The 16,384-nt window shown below is 27.3% G+C and carries 20 protein-coding genes; 4 read left to right on the top strand and 16 right to left on the bottom strand.

The genetic code is table 11. From position 1 onward, the window contains the following. Nucleotides 1-52 precede the first annotated feature (52 nt). The 11 genes from CLTHE_RS16290 to CLTHE_RS16340 all read right to left on the bottom strand — a co-directional run bounded on the left by CLTHE_RS16290 (nucleotide 53) and on the right by CLTHE_RS16340 (nucleotide 9,219). Nucleotides 53-1,390, bottom strand: coding sequence for a replicative DNA helicase (locus tag CLTHE_RS16290; protein ID WP_002599164.1), 1,338 nt, complete (start codon nucleotides 1,388-1,390; stop codon nucleotides 53-55). Nucleotides 1,391-1,506: 116 nt separating this feature from the next. Next, a complete protein-coding gene (gene lonC, locus CLTHE_RS16295) occupies nucleotides 1,507-3,399 on the bottom strand; it encodes a Lon family ATP-dependent protease (protein WP_080024292.1) in 1,893 nt (630 codons plus the stop codon). Nucleotides 3,400-3,412: 13 nt separating this feature from the next. Beyond that, on the bottom strand, nucleotides 3,413-3,859 hold the full coding sequence (gene rplI, locus CLTHE_RS16300; RefSeq protein ID WP_002599162.1) for a 50S ribosomal protein L9: 447 nt from the start codon (nucleotides 3,857-3,859) through the stop codon (nucleotides 3,413-3,415). Nucleotide 3,860: 1 nt separating this feature from the next. Then, nucleotides 3,861-5,798: a DHH family phosphoesterase gene (locus tag CLTHE_RS16305; RefSeq protein WP_080024293.1), complete on the bottom strand. Its 1,938-nt coding sequence runs from the start codon at nucleotides 5,796-5,798 to the stop codon at nucleotides 3,861-3,863. Between the two features lie 18 nt (nucleotides 5,799-5,816). Then, nucleotides 5,817-6,140 carry a MazG-like family protein gene (locus CLTHE_RS16310; protein WP_080024294.1) on the bottom strand — a complete coding sequence of 108 codons (324 nt, stop codon included), beginning with the start codon at nucleotides 6,138-6,140 and terminating at the stop codon, nucleotides 5,817-5,819. A gap of 156 nt (nucleotides 6,141-6,296) precedes the next feature. After that, the gene (gene rpsR / locus CLTHE_RS16315; RefSeq protein WP_002599159.1) at nucleotides 6,297-6,542 is read right to left on the bottom strand and encodes a 30S ribosomal protein S18; all 246 of its coding nucleotides are present in this window, start codon (nucleotides 6,540-6,542) and stop codon (nucleotides 6,297-6,299) included. Between the two features lie 27 nt (nucleotides 6,543-6,569). After that, entirely contained in the window at nucleotides 6,570-7,013 is a 444-nt protein-coding gene (locus tag CLTHE_RS16320) for a single-stranded DNA-binding protein (RefSeq protein WP_002599158.1), read from the bottom strand. Between the two features lie 13 nt (nucleotides 7,014-7,026). Then, the gene (gene rpsF / locus CLTHE_RS16325; RefSeq protein WP_002599157.1) at nucleotides 7,027-7,314 is read right to left on the bottom strand and encodes a 30S ribosomal protein S6; all 288 of its coding nucleotides are present in this window, start codon (nucleotides 7,312-7,314) and stop codon (nucleotides 7,027-7,029) included. A gap of 100 nt (nucleotides 7,315-7,414) precedes the next feature. Further along, entirely contained in the window at nucleotides 7,415-7,609 is a 195-nt protein-coding gene (locus CLTHE_RS16330; protein WP_080024295.1) for a DUF951 domain-containing protein, read from the bottom strand. Next, the gene (locus tag CLTHE_RS16335; protein WP_080024296.1) at nucleotides 7,610-8,500 is read right to left on the bottom strand and encodes a mechanosensitive ion channel family protein; all 891 of its coding nucleotides are present in this window, start codon (nucleotides 8,498-8,500) and stop codon (nucleotides 7,610-7,612) included. A 47-nt stretch (nucleotides 8,501-8,547) separates the two neighbouring features. Further along, nucleotides 8,548-9,219 carry an ArsR/SmtB family transcription factor gene (locus tag CLTHE_RS16340; RefSeq protein WP_080024297.1) on the bottom strand — a complete coding sequence of 224 codons (672 nt, stop codon included), beginning with the start codon at nucleotides 9,217-9,219 and terminating at the stop codon, nucleotides 8,548-8,550. Between the two features lie 100 nt (nucleotides 9,220-9,319). Here CLTHE_RS16340 and CLTHE_RS16345 point away from each other — a divergent pair, with 100 nt between their 5' ends. Continuing rightward, on the top strand, nucleotides 9,320-9,997 hold the full coding sequence (locus tag CLTHE_RS16345) for a haloacid dehalogenase type II (protein WP_158082757.1): 678 nt from the start codon (nucleotides 9,320-9,322) through the stop codon (nucleotides 9,995-9,997). A 70-nt stretch (nucleotides 9,998-10,067) separates the two neighbouring features. Here the strand turns inward: CLTHE_RS16345 and CLTHE_RS16350 are convergent, their stop codons facing one another. Then, the gene (locus CLTHE_RS16350) at nucleotides 10,068-10,301 is read right to left on the bottom strand and encodes a putative Se/S carrier protein (protein ID WP_002599152.1); all 234 of its coding nucleotides are present in this window, start codon (nucleotides 10,299-10,301) and stop codon (nucleotides 10,068-10,070) included. Nucleotides 10,302-10,450: 149 nt separating this feature from the next. Between CLTHE_RS16350 and CLTHE_RS16355 the strand changes: the two genes are divergently transcribed. The 3 genes from CLTHE_RS16355 (at nucleotide 10,451) to CLTHE_RS16365 (ending at nucleotide 13,098) form a co-directional block, all read left to right on the top strand. Further along, nucleotides 10,451-11,602, top strand: a complete 1,152-nt coding sequence (locus CLTHE_RS16355) for an aminotransferase class V-fold PLP-dependent enzyme (RefSeq protein ID WP_080024299.1) — start codon at nucleotides 10,451-10,453, stop codon at nucleotides 11,600-11,602. A gap of 62 nt (nucleotides 11,603-11,664) precedes the next feature. Further along, a complete protein-coding gene (gene yyaC / locus CLTHE_RS16360; RefSeq protein ID WP_080024300.1) occupies nucleotides 11,665-12,261 on the top strand; it encodes a spore protease YyaC in 597 nt (198 codons plus the stop codon). A gap of 225 nt (nucleotides 12,262-12,486) precedes the next feature. After that, complete coding sequence (locus CLTHE_RS16365; RefSeq protein WP_080024301.1) at nucleotides 12,487-13,098, top strand: DNA-3-methyladenine glycosylase; 612 nt, start codon at nucleotides 12,487-12,489, stop codon at nucleotides 13,096-13,098. A 33-nt stretch (nucleotides 13,099-13,131) separates the two neighbouring features. Here CLTHE_RS16365 and CLTHE_RS16370 read toward each other — a convergent pair whose 3' ends face one another. From CLTHE_RS16370 to noc, 4 genes are all read right to left on the bottom strand, one after another. Continuing rightward, nucleotides 13,132-13,635, bottom strand: a complete 504-nt coding sequence (locus tag CLTHE_RS16370) for a DUF4446 family protein (RefSeq protein ID WP_080024302.1) — start codon at nucleotides 13,633-13,635, stop codon at nucleotides 13,132-13,134. A gap of 40 nt (nucleotides 13,636-13,675) precedes the next feature. After that, nucleotides 13,676-14,536: a ParB/RepB/Spo0J family partition protein gene (locus CLTHE_RS16375; RefSeq protein WP_080024303.1), complete on the bottom strand. Its 861-nt coding sequence runs from the start codon at nucleotides 14,534-14,536 to the stop codon at nucleotides 13,676-13,678. A 16-nt stretch (nucleotides 14,537-14,552) separates the two neighbouring features. Then, complete coding sequence (locus CLTHE_RS16380; protein WP_002599146.1) at nucleotides 14,553-15,314, bottom strand: ParA family protein; 762 nt, start codon at nucleotides 15,312-15,314, stop codon at nucleotides 14,553-14,555. Between the two features lie 216 nt (nucleotides 15,315-15,530). Next, entirely contained in the window at nucleotides 15,531-16,313 is a 783-nt protein-coding gene (noc, locus tag CLTHE_RS16385; protein ID WP_080024304.1) for a nucleoid occlusion protein, read from the bottom strand. Nucleotides 16,314-16,384 lie beyond the last annotated feature (71 nt).

Consider the following 16,384-nt stretch of genomic DNA (forward strand, 5'->3'; position numbering starts at 1 on the left):
TTCCTCCTTTTTATTTTAAAAAAAGATAATCACATTTTGTGATTATCTCATTTTATTCTTGATGTATTGCTTCATAATTAGCAAATTTACTGTATTGTCCAAGCCAAGCTAATTTAACAGTCCCAACTGGACCATTTCTTTGCTTTGCAATAATGCATTCTCCAGTATTTTTTTCTTCTGTATCTTTATTGTAATATTCATCTCTGTATAAAAACATAACAACGTCAGCATCTTGCTCTATTGATCCTGATTCCCTAAGGTCAGAAAGCATAGGTCTATGATCAGCTCTTTGCTCAGGAGCACGAGATAACTGTGATAATGCTATTACAGGACATTCCATTTCCTTTGCTAAAGCTTTTATAGATCTTGATATTTCTGATACCTCTTGTTGTCTATTATCTGATCCTGATGATCCTGACATAAGTTGAAGATAGTCAATCATAATTAGATCTATTCCATATTCCATCTTAAGTCTTCTACACTTAGATCTCATTTCCATTACAGTTACACCTGCTGTATCATCTATATACATTTTAGCTTTTGATAAAGGTCCAGTAGCTCTTGCAATTCTATCCCAATCATCAGGTTCTAAGTTACCTGTTCTAAGTTTAAGCATATCTATATTAGCTTCAGAACAAAGTAATTTATATGCAAGTTGCTCTTTAGACATTTCTAAGGAAAATATAACTACGCTTTTTCCTTCTCTTAAAGCAGCATGCTCTGCAATATTAAGAGTAAATGTTGTTTTTCCCATAGAAGGTCTTGCTGCAACTAGAATCATATCTCCTTTTTGGAATCCTGAAGTCTTATCATCTAAGTCTTTAAATCCTGAACTTACTCCTGTTACTTCACCTTTATTATTATATAATCTTTCGATTTCTATAAATCCTCTTTCAAGTACAGTTCCCAATGATTCAAAATCACTAGTAGTTCTTTTTTCTGATATATCAAAAATTCTTTTTTCTGCTTTATCTAAAACACCTTCAACTTCTCCTTGCTTATTATAACTCTCTTCTATAATTTCATTAGATGCTCTAATAAGCTTTCTTAATGTTGATTTTTCTTGAACTATTTGTATGTATGAAGAAAGGTTTGCTGTAGTAGGAACTGAAGAAGATATTTCTGTAACATAAGTAACTCCACCTGCTCTTTCAAGCACATCTGTTGACTTTAGATATTCTAAAACTGTAACTAAGTCTACAGCCATATCTCTTTTAAACATCTCAACTATTGATCTAAATAAAACTTTATGGCTATCTCTATAGAAGTCTTCTTCTTCAAGCTTTTCAGCAGCTGGTGCTATCGCATTTCTTGATATAAGCATAGCTCCAAGAACAGATTGCTCTGCTTCTATACTTTGAGGTAAAGTCTTTGCTATTGGTGCTTCCAATTCTCTCTCCTCCCTTTCACATATTATTTCACTATACTATTATAATAAAACTTTATGTTTTATTCCATATTAAAATTAAAGAGAGACTTTTTCTAAATAAAAAAGTCCCCCTTATTTTAAAATACTAATTCTAATATTTCTTCTATTGTACTAACAGCTTTAACTTCTATATCTGTTAACCCTGTTGGTATATCTTTTTTGTTATCCTCTGGAACTAAAACAAGTTTTATTCCTTTTCTTCTTGCTCCATATATTTTTTCAAATATACCTCCAACTGGTTTAACTTTTCCTCTTAAAGATATTTCCCCGGTAATAGCTAAATCTTGTCTTATTGGTTTTCCTAATAATGCACTTATAATACAAGTTGTTATAGCTGCTCCTGCTGATGGACCATCTATATTTCCACCACCAATTACATTAACATGTATATCGTAATCTCTAATATCTTTATCAGTTATTTTTCTTATAACTGATGCTGCATTATAAACAGAATCTTTAGCCATACTACCTGCTGTTTCATTAAATCTTACAGTTCCAGAACCTTTTTTCTTTGCTTCAAAAACTGATGCTTCTATTTCTATTGTAGAACCTAAGAATCCACTTACACCTAATCCATATATGTGTCCAACTTCTTTTTCTTCATTTTCAGAAACTATTTCAAAAGGTGAATATCTTCCTATTGATACTACTTCTTCTACATCCTTTAAAGTTATTTTTAACTTTTTAGGCTTTATTTTTCTTTTATACAAAGCATATCCATAAGCATCTGTTAGTATGTTAACAGCTTTTCTTCCTTCTATCGTATATCTACTAATAAATTCTGGTACAGAATTGTCAAGAGATACTTCTAGTTTTCTAGCTGCATTTTTAACTATATCTTGGATATCTTTAACACCTAATGGCTCAAAGTATACTTCAGTACATCTTGATCTTAATGCTGGATTTATATCTTTTGGTTCTCTAGTTGTAGCTCCAATTAATACAAAATCAGCTGGCGCTCCTTTTTCAAATAGATATTTTATATAAGCTGGAGTTTTTTCATCATCTGGATCATAATATGATGATGAGAATTCTACTCTCTTATCTTCTAATACTTTTAAAAGTTTATTTTGAAGTATATGGTCAAGTTCTCCTATTTCATCAATAAATAAAACTCCTCCATGTGCTTCTGTAACTAAACCTGGTTTTGGTTCTGGAACCCCAACATCTGCTAAATCTCTTTTACTACCTTGATATATAGGATCATGAACTGAACCTAATAATGGATTAGTTATTTCTCTAGGATCCCATCTTAATGTTGTACCATCAACTTCAACAAACTTAGAATCTTCATCAAAAGGAGTAAAATTTAATTTTCTAGCCTCTTCTAATGCAATTCTTGCTGCTGTTGTTTTTCCAACTCCTGGAGGCCCATAAAGAATTATGTGCTGAGGATATGGTGATGATAACTTTGATATTAATGATTTTATAGCTCTTTCTTGACCTATTATTTCTTTAAAACTATCTGGTCTTAAAAAGCTCATTATATTTTTATTAGTTACTTTAGCATCTAAAGCTTCTAACTCTTCTAATTTTTTCTTTGTTTTTTGATTTTCAGTACCTTTTTCCTTTTTAAGTATAGATAAACGCATTTCATCAATATACTTTTCTTGCTTTTCCATTATAGCTCTTTCAACTTTTGTTTCGATTTCTCTTTGCACATATTTCTTTGCAATTTCTTCTGAAATCCATACAATAGTATCTTCTAGAACTTCATTTATTTTGTCATCTGGAGGTACTACTTCTATTCCTGCTCCATCAGATGCAATCATATTAAGGGCATATGCTCTTTCTGCTAAGCTTTTTGAAGAAACATAATCTTTAAGCTTATGTCTAACTGTTCTTGCTCTTATAGCTCCATCATCTAATACATTTTTTAATATATCAAATAAAACATTTATTTGTGATTCTATTGGTAAGTCTCCACCTACTACACCTTGCAGGAATCTTATTTGTTCGTTTAATTTCAAAGTTTATTCCTCCTTAAGCTTTTGGAACAATAATAACTTTCATCTTTGTTGAAACCTCTGGATATAATTTAACTTCTATTTCATATCCACCTGCTACTTTTATTGTATCCATAACTATTTTTTTCTTATCTATATTCATTTTGTAAACTTTATTTATTTCTTGAGCAACATCTTTACTTGTTATAGCTCCAAATAATTTTCCGTTTTCTCCTGATTTTGCTTCTATTTTAACTTCTTTTCCTTTTAATTCAGAAGCTAATTTTTGCGCTGCTTCTATTTCTGCAAGCTTTTGTTTTCTTTCATTTTCTTTTTGGTTATTTAATATGTGTAAGTTAGCATCTGTTGCTTCCTTAGCTAATTTCTTAGGAAATAAAAAGTTTCTTGCATATCCATCTGATACGTTTATAACTTCTCCCTTTTTACCTATCTTCTTAACATCTTGTAATAATATTACCTTCATGTTATTCACCCACCTTTAAATATTTTTCTATTGCGTCCTTTAACATTACTAAAACTTCATCCACGCTCTTATCTGATATTTTAACACCTGCAATATTCAAATGTCCACCTCCACCAAGGCTTTCTAAAACTATTTGAACATTAATATCACCAACAGATCTTGCGCTAATATAAATATCTCCATTTATATCACAAACTACGAATGCAGCTAATATTCCTGTTATATTTAATAATTCATCAGCTGATTTTGCTACTATAACTGTATTACTATTATTAGGTGCTACAGCAATTGCAGTGCTATTTTTTATTTTTGCTGATTTAATAGTTTCTGCTATTTGTATAAATTCATCTAAATTATCTGTAAATAGCTTTTTAACTTCTGTTGTTTCTGCTCCCATTCTTCTTAAAAAAGAAGCAGCATCAAAAGTTCTGACTCCAGTCTTAAATGAGAATCCTTTAGTATCCATATATATACCAGCTAGAAGCCCCTCTGCTTCTATAACAGATACACTTGGCTTATCCAAAATATATTGAATTATTTCTGTTATCATTTCAGATGTAGATGATGCATAAACTTCTATATAGTTTAAAAGTGCATCTCCTACTATATCTGTACTTCTTCTATGATGATCTATTATAACTTTTCTTTTTGCATTTTCTACAAAATCTAAATTACCAACGTAATTTCTATTATGCACATCAACTATAATTACCAACGAATTATCTGTTATCTCTTTATATGCTTTCTCATAAGTAGTAAAAAGGTCATTATATTCCTCTAACTCTTTAATTTTTGAAAAAAATGGCTGTATAGCAAAAGTATCATTTCCCAATACTATTGAACGTTTTTTACCTAATTTTTTTACTATTGTTGATAGTGCCAGTGCTGACCCAAAACAATCCATATCTAAGTTTTTATGCCCTACAATAAATACATTATCACTTTCATATATAAGCTCTTTTAAGGCATGAGAAACAACTCTTGCTCTAACTCTAGTTCTCTTTTCTATCTCTTTACTATTTCCACCAAATATTTTTATATCATCATTATTTTTTACAACTACTTGATCGCCACCTCTTCCTAGGGCTAACTCTTTAGCTATAACTGCAAATTTATAATTTTCATTTGGTGTTAATGCACCTCTTCCAACCCCTATACTCAGAGTTATTTCTAATTTATTTCCTTTGCATATCTTTGATATTTCTTCTAATATAGTAAATTTAGATTCAATTTCTTGATCTATATATTTATCTAAAACTGATAATATATACTTATTTTTATCATATTTCTTTATCATTGCTTCAATTCTATTTCCATAAGAATTTAACTTTTGTTCTATTTCAGCAACTATTAAAGGTCTTAAATTTTCCTCAACTGTGTCTAATGCTTCGCTTATGTTATCTATCTCTATTAGCATAACACTTTCATTTGTTTTCTTTTTATCTTTCGACTCATCAACACTATTAAAATATATTAGAAATAAATCCTTTTTGTAATCTACTTTGTTAGAATATACATCATATACTTTATTATTTAATATAAGCCTTTGATGTGTTTCATTTGTTGATTCTCGTATTTTTTCTATATCTATTCCTCTAGCTATACTCAAAATATTACTATCAACTAAATTATCTCCTGATTTTATCTCATTCATCATACTATTATTCCACTTAATATTTCCTTGCTGGTCCATTAAAGCAATAGGAATTATTAAATTTGCTTCTAAATTATCAGTTATAGCATTATCTATTTCTTTAATGAGATTTTTTTCATCCATATCTTTTTTCCAAAAAATACTCAATTGATAAAAATTATCTATTAAAAATATTAATATAATTAATAATCCTATCTGATAGTAATTTAAAATAAAGGAAATTATAGCACCTAAAATTAATATAACAGGTTTTATCATTCTTTTAATAGGTGTATCTAATTTCATTAATCTCCTCCTATTTAATTATTGATCCATTCGGTTCGAAATATACTTCTTAAGTTTACTTAAGCTTCTTCCTTCTTTTTCAATTTCATCTTCCGCTCTTATACCTATTTCTAATTTTTCTTTTATCTTATCATCAATTTTAGATAAGGAATATCCTAATTTATCAGCTAATACATATAGTGTTATTATTGCCCCTGATAGACAATCTATTATAGATTCTTCAGCAACGTTACTTCCTCTTGTAAGTAATACATAAAAATCCCCTATAATTTTTATAAGTTGTGCTTTTAATCCTTCTATAATTTTTATATTTGCCATAATATTCAAATCTCTTCTCTTCATAATTTCTCTCACCCCATTAAATCCTGTATGTATATTTTAATTTTTTTCCTTTATTATTGCAAGAACTTACTGATTTTTATGGAAATTATGTTATTTTATTACAAAAATATATAAAAAAAAAGCACGACAATTTAATTGCCATGCTTATTTATATTACTACTCAGTTGTGAATGGTAATAAAGCTATGTTTCTAGCTCTCTTAACTGCTTCAGTTAATTGTCTTTGATGTTTTGCGCAAGTTCCAGAAATTCTTCTTGGAAGTATTTTCCCTCTTTCTGTAACGAACTTTCTTAACTTAGCGATATCTTTGTAATCTATTGAATCAGCTTTGTCAACACAGAAAGCGCAAACTTTTCTCTTAGATCTTCTCATTCTTCCTGATCTTCTATTATCTTTGCTCATTGTCTTACCTCCTTACCTAGAAAAATATTAAAATGGCATATCTCCGTCATCAACAGGAGTCATGTCATCATCGAATCCAGAACCAAATGAATCATTTGATTGCTGTGAATTATCAGAATTATTTCCACCAAAACCATTGTTATATGATTCAGTGTTATTTCCACCTTTGCTTCCAACGAATTCAAATGTTTCAACAGCTACATCAGTAGTGTATCTTTTTGAACCATCTTGAGCATCATAGCTACCAGTTCTAATGTTACCAGTAACTGCTATTTGGCTTCCTTTTGTAAGATATTGTGCTATTGTTTCCGCTTGCTTACCAAATGCTACACAATTGATAAAATCAGCTTCATCTCTCTTGAATTGTCTTGTAACTGCTAATGAAAATCTAGCAACAGCGTTACCAGTTCCAGCAGCAAATCTTAATTCAGGATCTCTTGTAAGTCTACCTATAAGTATAACTTTGTTCATACAATATCACCTCTTACGCTTCTTTTTTAATTATGATGTGTCTCATAACACCATCAGTAATTCTGAATATTCTGTCTAATTCTCTTGGTAATTCAGTGTTAGCTGTGAAGTCAACTAAAGTATAGTGACCATCGTTAACTTTGTCTATAGTGTAAGCTAATTTTCTTTTACCCCACTCATCAACATTGTCAACAGTTCCTCCACCATTTTCGATTACACCTTTGAACTTTTCGATGTTAGCTTTAACAGCCTCCTCGTCTAGTGATGGGTGTAGTATAAATATAGTTTCGTACTTTCTCATCATTTTCACCTCCTCCCCTCGGACTAACGGCTGTGCTTTGCACAGCAGGGATTACAATTATTTATTTTATCATTACATAATTGTTTTTTCAATAGTTTTATTAATTTTCTTGTATTTGGATAATTTTTTTGGCACCTTTTACAAATTTGCTTCTTGGAAGCATAACTATTCTTTCGCAACCTAAGCATTTTATTTTTACATCTGCTCCAGTTCTTATTATCTTAAATCTCTTTTCCCCACAAGGATGTTGTTTTTTCATTTCTACTATATCACCAAGTTCAAACTTTTCTACCATTTAAAAAACTTCCTCCATTTCTACTTTTTTATTTATAATAAATTCTGTTTTGTTATATGGAATTTCTATATTTTCTCTATCCATAGCTTCTTTTATTGCTTTTCTTAACTTTCTTTCCATAGACCATTGATGCATTGGTATACTAAATCCAACTACTCTAATAGTTACTCCAGAATTTCCAAGACTATTTACTCCCCATATATCTATTGGTTGAGGAACTTCTTCATACTTAGCTTCAAATTCTTTGCAAGTTTCAGAAATAACTTCTATAGCATGATCTATATCTTCTTCATATGCTATTTCTACATCTACTATAAATCTTATATTATTTCTAGAATGATTAGTTACTTCTTTTATACTACCATTAGGTATTAAATGTAAGTCTCCAGTAAAGTCTTTTAATATAGTTGTTCTTATCCCAATAGTTTCTATTATTCCCTCAAACTTACCTATAGTAACATAATCTCCAACTCCGTATTGATCTTCAAATAAAATAAAAAAACCATTTATCAAATCTTGTACTAAACTTTGAGCACCAAATCCTATTGCAAAACCTCCCATACTTGCAAATGTAATAGAAATTCCACCAAATAATTCTTCAAGCAATATTGCAACTCCTATAAAATATACAGAATACTTCAAAACACTTTTAAGAACTTCACCTATAGTCTTTGCCTTTTGTGGGCTCATTGCAAATTTTAGTCCTTTGTCTTTAGTTTGATTTTCAACAAATTTTTTAATTATTATATTCCCTATCTTTATTGAAATAAACATTAGAAATAATACAAATATAAATTTAAATGATACTTGTAAAACTCTATCAACAAATTCAGGTTTTATTTGTATAGATCCTATTTTAAACCCTTCATTTACTATAATTAAACTATTCATTTTTCCCCCTCATTAAATTCTCATATAATATATTTTAATATAAACCTCTATATATTTATATTAAAATTTTCTTTTAAAAAAGCTTTTCCTGAATTTTTTAATTTTATTTTTCGTGAATCAGGATCCTTTTCTATTAAATCTAAATTTAATAAAGAAATATATAACATATTTCCTAGTTCTCCTGATACATGATTAGTTTTTTCACTCCAATCTCTACAAAGTTCTCCTATGTACTCTTTATTTTCTTCAATAATAAAGCCAATATTTTTTAAATTTAAAATGCCTTCTTCAGTTAAAAATACACTATTTCCAATTACTTTAGCATAATTTAATTCAATTAATTTATTAAATAAAATAACCCCTAATTTTCCTGCAATATGGTCATAACATAATCTAGCAAATCTTATTTGTTCTGATTTTATACTTTCTTTTAAAGATGTAATTTTAGGATCTTTTGATAATTGAAGTAATGCTTCTAATATTTTAGCTACATCTTCACTTGCTATTTTATAATATGAATTTCTGCCAAACCTATTTTTAATTATAAGTTTATTATCAGCCATTTTATTTAAATGATATGTAGCAGTCTGTGGTTTAATATTTGCAATTTTAGCTAACTCCCCAGTCGTTCTTGCTCCCCCTAACAATTCTACAAGCATGATTGCTCTTGACTTATCTGAAAATATAGCTGCTACTTCACTAATATCTGGTGTAATCAAATTTTTCACCCCTTTTAAATATATTTCCATATCCATGGAATAATAATCTTATTATAATTATTTTATACCAAGATTTAATCAATAGAAAGGAATGTGTATTATGAAAAGCTTAAATAATATAAAAATTTGTGTATTTGATGCATATGGTACTTTATTTGATGTTCACTCTGCTTCTGAAAAATATAAAGATGAAATTGGAGAACTATATAACGAATTTTCTATTTTATGGAGAGCTAAACAATTAGAATATAGTTTCCTTAGCGAAATAATGGATGATTACACAGATTTTATTGATATCACTGCTAACTCTTTAGATTATGCTTGTAATACATTTAAAATAACTAGTGATAAACTTAAAATTAATTTAATGAGTTCTTATATGGAGTTATCTCCGTATTCAGAAGTAATTAAAACTCTTCTTAAATTTAAAGAGAAAGGATTAAAATTAGTAATCCTAACAAATGGATCATATAAAATGATTAATAATGCTGTAGAGTCTTCTGGCTTAAAGAATATATTAGATTCTGTTATTTCAGTCGAAGAAGTAAAAAAATTTAAACCTAACAAAGAAGTTTATAAAATAATAACTGATAAATTTAATGTAAATCTAAAAGAGGTTGTTTTCTTTTCATCAAATGGATGGGATATAATCGGAGCATCTAAATTCGGATTTAATACTATTTGGATAAATAGATTCAATAAAGAAACTGAAATTTCTAAATATACTCCTGATTACATAGTATCTAACCTAAAAGAAGCCCTAAATCTTTTTGAATAAAATTAACAAAACTTGTTTTATATTATTTTTAAAGAATTAAATAAAAAAGAAATATAGGTGTTTTATGCACCTATATTTCTTTATAAGAGTTTCCTTCTCTTAAATAAGTATTTTTGTATTCAAAGTCTTCTTTCTTTGCTTTTATTAATTCTTCTTCATTTTCAAATCTTACACATATGCCACAACTTTGAGTTATGCTAGTTGGAGTTGGCATTATTCTAAATGAATATCCTTTTTCCTCTAAAGCTTTTTCAGCTGCCATTGCATCATGTGTATTTTTAAAAACCATAATATAATATTTCATAATATCTCCTTTTTTATTTTCATTTAAAATATATTTATATTATATCTAAATTTATTATTTATATATAGTTTTTAACAAATTAGATGATTTGAAAATTCTTTTGATTTATAATTAAATAATAAAATAATGACTAGAAAGGTGTTTGTTTAATGAAAGTTTATTTAGATAATGCAAGTACAACTTTTCCTAAACCAAAAATAGTTACTGATAGTATATATGAATACTTAACAAATATCGGTGGAAATGCTAACCGCTCAACTAGCTCTAACAGTTTAGCTAGTAATAAAGAGGTTTTAATGGCTAGACAAAAAATAGCTGATTTTTTTAATTTTGATAAAATTGAAAATGTTATTTTTACTAATAATATAACAACATCTCTTAATATTTTAATTAAAGGTATTTTAAAAAAAGGTGATCATGTATTAACTTCTTCTATTGAACATAACTCTGTGATTAGACCTTTAATTTCATGTAAAGAATCAATTGGCATTGATTTAGAGTTTGTAAAAGCAAATAAAAACTCTTTTATTAATCCTTCTGATTTTGAAGCTAAAATTAAACCTAATACTAAATTAATAGTTTTAACTCATGCCTCAAATGTTACTGGATGTATTCAACCAATAAAAAAGATAGGTGCTATATGTAAAAAACATAACATATTTTTTATTATTGACACTGCACAATCAGCAGGTTCAGTTAAAATAGATTTTAACGAAGTAAATGCAAGCGCTTTAGCTTTTACTGGACACAAAAGTCTATTAGGTCCTCAAGGAATTGGAGGGTTTATAATATCAGATGAGTTTAATGAAGCTTGTTCTCCATTCATAGAAGGTGGAACTGGAAGCTTATCTCACGATATTTATCAGCCAACTTTTTTACCTGATAAATTTGAAAGTGGAACTTTAAATATTCCTGGAATTGTTGGCTTATCAAGAGGAATAGATTTTATAAACGAAATTGGATTAGAAAATATAAAATCTCATAATACTAATTTATATAAAAAGCTTGTATCAGGGCTTTTAGAATTAGGTTATACAGTTTACGGAGATTTATCTTGTAATAATTCTACTACATCAATTTCATTTAATTTAGAAAATGTAGACCCATCAGAATTATCTTTCTATTTAGATTCAAATGGTATAAGTAATCGTTCAGGCTTACATTGTGCTCCTAAAACTCATGAAACTATTGGAACATTTCCTTTAGGTTCAGTAAGACTTAGCATATCTTATTTTAATACTAATGAAGAAATAGAATATGTTTTAAAAATTTTAAGTGATGCAAAAAAATATTTTTATTAATATTTATGATATGATTAAACCGCCTCTATTTTGGAAATAATTTCAAAAGGAGGTGTTGTTTTTTGGAAAACTTATTAGTTATAGATGGTACAAATGAAAACTCTTATATTGAACTAGGAGAAGAAATTTTTCACTATATAAAAACTCCTTATGAGAAAAATAAACAATTGATTATTCTTTGTATTGGTACAGATAGATGTACTGGTGATTCTTTAGGCCCTATATCTGGAGATAAATTAAAAAAATATAATCTAAATAATTTTTTTGTTTATGGAACTTTAGAAAATCCAATACACGCAAAAAATCTTTCTGACTATATAATTAAAATAAATTCAACATTTAAAGATCCTTTTATAATAGCGGTAGATGCCTCTTTAGGAAAAATATCTAATATAGGTAATATAAATTTAAAAAATACTCCGTTATCTCCAGGATTAGCATTAAATAAAGATTTACCTAAAGTTGGTGACTTAAGTTTAACTGGAATAGTTAATATTTCTGGAAACTTTGAATTTCTAGTATTACAAAATACTAGATTATATACAGTTATGTTATTATCAAATACTATTTTTAAAAGCTTTGTATATGCAGATAAATTATTAAGTAAAACTTTAAAAAAAATAATAAAGATCTATCCTCAAGAAACTAAAAGAAGCTAAATTTATATTTAGCTTCTTTTAGTTTATAATTTAATTGAAATGTTTCTCGTGAAACATTTTAAAACTAGATTTAAAATTTAATCAATAAATTTTTATTTTAATAGTAAGTATAATTTATAATTTTTATAAATATTTTTATTCAATTACGTTTATAAATATATTTAGATAATATTTTAATACTAAAAAATAAATGTTTCACGAGAAACATTTTAGAAAGGATATTTTATGAGATTAAAAAAAGATTTTTATGCAAGAGATGCTAGAATAGTAGCTAAAGAACTTCTAGGTAAAATATTAGTTAGAAATATAAATGGAAAAACTCTTAGATGTATGATAACAGAAACTGAAGCATATATAGGTAAAATAGATAAAGCTTGTCATGCTTATGGTAAAAAAAGAACATCTAAAATTGAACCTCTATATGGCCCCCCTGGTATAACTTATGTTTATTTTATTTATGGTCTTTATTATTGCTTTAACATAATAACTAAAGAAATGGATATTCCCGAAGGTGTCTTAATTCGTTCTGTAGAACCGTTAAATGAATTTGATTATATTAGTAATATTAGGTTTAAAAAGAATTTTTCAGAGTTATCTAAATCTCAAATTAAAGCATTAACTAATGGACCTGCTAAATTTACTATGGCATATCAAATTAATAAATTTGATAATTTTATAGATATGTTATCTAGTAATGAAATATATATAGAAGATTCTAAATATAATAATTTTAAAATAATAGAAACTACTAGAATAGGAATAGATTATGCTGAAGAAGCTAAAGACTTTCCTTGGAGATATTATATAAAAGATAATCAATTTATATCAAAAAAATAAAAACATCTCAATTTTATATTGAGATGTTTTTTATTATATCGCTTTTTTTATTGCTTCATCTAAGACACATTTTTCTTCTTCTGATAGTTCATATCTTGATATTCCTTTATCAACTGGCTTAGCATAACATGTACTATCATATCTACCATAAAGACCAGTTAATACAACTCCATCATTATGACCATCTAATAAAGCAATTGAATAACTTAAGTCACTTCCAACATCATCAAATGCTTTATATCTCATAATAGCAACTTTTTGAACACATTCTAACATTTCTTTTTTAACTTGTGTTGCATTATCAAGTGCTTGTTCAGCAATTTGTTTAGCATTATCTATCTTACCTAACTCACTAACAATTAATTCTTCAAGATTTTTATTATCTACGCCTCTCATAAGCTTTTTATATCTTTTTTCTACTTTATTAAGTCCTTTCCATAAAGCAATAACTAGTATTAATAGTATAATTACTATGACTGCCATTACTATTACTATATAAGGCAATGCATTTTGAATCGTGCTTATTAAATTTTCCACTTTTTATTTCCGTCCTTCCTTTATGTTTCACGAGAAACATTTAGATGTTTATTAATTCTAAAATTCTATTCAAATCTTCCTCTGAATAATATTCTATTGCTATTTTTCCTTTTTGGTTTTTATCATCTATAATTACTTTAGTTCCAAAATAATCTTGTAATTTATTTTGAACATCTTTAACATAAGGATTTACTACTTTACTTTCTTTTTTAGGCTTATTAGAATTCTCTAAAAATAATTTTATACTTCTTTCAAGATCTCTTACAGATAATTTATTATCTATAACTTTTTGAGCAAATTCATATTGTAAATCATTATTTTCTAAAGATAATAACACTCTCCCATGTGCCTCAGATATAACATTTTCTATTAGATATTGCTGAACTCTTTCATCAAGTTTTAATAATCTCATTGTATTAGTTATTGCAACTCTTGACTTACCTATTCTACTACTTAACTCTTGTTGTGTTAAGTTAAATTCTTGTAATAAATTCTTATAAGCTATTGCTTCTTCAATGGGATTTAAATCTTCCCTTTGAATATTTTCTATTAATGAAATTTCTAAAACTTCATTTTCTGTTAAATCTTTTATTATGGCTGGAACTTCTTTTAAGCCAAGCATTTTTGCTGCTCTAAAACGTCTCTCTCCAGCAACTATGATATAATTACTTTTATTTTTTCTTAATAAAATCGGTTGAATAATACCGTGATTTTTTATAGATTCAGCTAATTCAGCTATATTTTCATTATCAAAAAATTTTCTTGGTTGCTCTGAATAAGTTTTTATTTTATTTAAAGGAATCATTAAAGAATCTTTCTTATCTTCTTTAATTTCTTTTTTTTCAATCTCTTCAGGTATAAGTGCTCCAAGACCTTTTCCTAAACCAAATTTTTTACTCATTTACTCTCACCCTTCATTATTGTCTTTTTAAAAATTCTTTAGTTAATTTAGAATAAGCTTCTGCTCCTTTACACTTTTCATCATAAAGCATAATTGGTAAACCAAAGCTTGGTGATTCTGCTAATCTTATATTCCTTGGTATAGTATTTTCATAAACTTTATCTTTGAAAAATTCTTTAACTTCTCTGTAAACTTCATTACTTAAATTAGTTCTATAATCATACATAGTCATAATTACACCTTCTATATCTAATTTAGTATTTAGAGATTTAGTAACTAATTTTATAGTATTAATAAGTTGACCTACACCTTCTAAAGCATAAAACTCACATTGTATAGGTATCAAAACTGAATTACTCGCTGAAAGTGCATTAATTGTAAGTACTCCTAAAGATGGTGGGCAATCTATAAATATAAAATCAAATTCATCACTCACCTCTTCTATTTTTTCCTTTAATATACGTTCTCTATTTTCTTTGCCTATTACTTCAACTTCAGCACCTGCAAGTTCCATTGTAGATGGGGCAATATAAAGATTACTTATTAAATCACTATGTACAATAACTTCACTTAGTGAGACATTTGATGTAATTACATCATACATTGATAATTCTAGACTTCTTTTATCTAGACCTAATCCACTAGTAGTATTTCCTTGTGGATCTATATCTATAGTTAAAACTTTATAACCTAACATAGCTAGATACGAACATAAATTTATGTTAGTTGTCGTTTTTCCTACTCCACCTTTTTGATTAAATACGCAAATTGTTTTCATAATTAGCTCTGCCTTTTAAACTAGAGCCATACACCCCCTCTCATACTTAATATTATATATATTTTTTTTGTATAATAAAAGATTAAAACTCCTAAAAGAATACTTTCTTAATAAATTTATAATAGATATTTTTTACTATAACTTAAATATTAATTTAAATGATCAAAAATAAAGCAACTCTATTTATTTTTACTAGAGTTGCTTTACTATTATAAACTATTTTTTTACTTTTGGAATTTTAACTTTTATTTCTATATATTCTTCTTTTTCATCCATATCATATTTGGCTGGTATATTAAATTTATCAAAAACTTGTTTTATGCTATTTACATATAATTTTGCAGGAAAGGCTGATTTAATATTACTTTTCTTTTTACTATTCAATTCTTTACCAGCTAATTTTAATAACTCTTTATTTATAAATTCTTCAGTTTGTCTTACATTTAATTTATCTTTAATTACTTTATTTAAAATCTTTTTTTGAAGTTTAGAGTTATCCACAGAAAGCAATGCTCTTGCATGTCTCTCTGTTAAATTGTTATCCACACATAATTCTCTAATAGGCTCACTTAATTTTAAAATCCTTAATTTATTAGCAATTGTGGATTGTTTTTTTCCCATTCTTTTTGCAAGTTGTTCTTGCGTAAATTTATGGTCATTTATTAAATTGTAATATGCTTCCGCTTCTTCTATAAAATTCAAGTCTTCTCTTTGTAAATTCTCAAGTAATGCAATCTCTGCTGATTCTACATCACTTATTTCAATAACTGAACAAGGAACTTCTGTCATTTCTGCTAGCTTAGCTGCTCTCCATCTTCGTTCCCCAGCAACTAATTCATAAAAATCTCCTCTTTTTCGAACTGTTATTGGTTGAATTATTCCATGCACTTTTATTGATTCTGATAACTCCTCTAAAGCTTCATCTTTAAAATACTTTCTTGGCTGATATGTATTTGGAATTATCTCTTTTACATTAATATTTATTATATTATTACTCATTATGCAACCCATCCCTTATAAAATTCCATTATTTCATATATATATATATATCAATTCTACATTCTATTTTA

The sequence above is a fragment of the Clostridium thermobutyricum DSM 4928 genome (assembly GCF_002050515.1).
Classification (GTDB): Bacteria; Bacillota; Clostridia; order Clostridiales; family Clostridiaceae; genus Clostridium; species Clostridium thermobutyricum.